The following is a 619-nucleotide window of genomic DNA, read 5'->3' on the forward strand; positions in this document are numbered from 1 at the left end:
CGCCCACCCGCAGGTTGTTCGTGCTGCGCGGCGAGGCCGGGTCGGCGGCTGCGACGCCGGCCGGCGTCGGCGCTTCGGTTTCCAAGAGCTGGTTGGCTGCTGAATTCATGGTCGGTGTCCCGTCTGTTGGCGGCGGGACTTCGCTACAGAACCCGCCGGAGAAATGGCGAAGGGCAGAGAATCATCTCTGCCCTGTTGGCTCTGAAGGTTGGTATGCGTAGGCGCTAGGCGGTTACGTCAGGCCCCTCCAGAGCCAACGCAAAATACGCATACCAACGAGTCGTCATACCCGGAACTGTACGCCCGGTCCGCGGGGGAAGGAAAACGCGGGCCCGGGACATGACAGATTATGACGACGGCGGGGCGCCGGCTTCTGCATCCGTAGGTGTGGGGCGCCGGCCGCTCAGGCCAGGCCGGCCAGCACGTCGATGCCGAAGACCGGTTCCCGGTCCAGCGGGCGGAGGTCTGCGATCCCGTGCGGTTCCAGTGCGGCGGCGAGCGAGCGTTGGAACCGCGGGACGTTCATGCCCAGCCCGCCGCCGAGCACCACCGGGCCGCCCATGCCCAGCCCGCGGTGGGGGACCGCTTCACGATCACCACGGAGGACGTGGAGGGAACC

1 pseudogene is annotated in these 619 nt (G+C 68.2%); it reads right to left on the reverse strand.

The window, feature by feature from the left end:
- Positions 1–403: 403 nt before the first annotated feature.
- Positions 404–619, reverse strand: a pseudogene (locus AC5RUJ_RS17965) (hypothetical protein); the annotation flags it as partial.

The sequence above is a fragment of the Arthrobacter sp. Y3223164 genome (assembly GCF_059091005.1).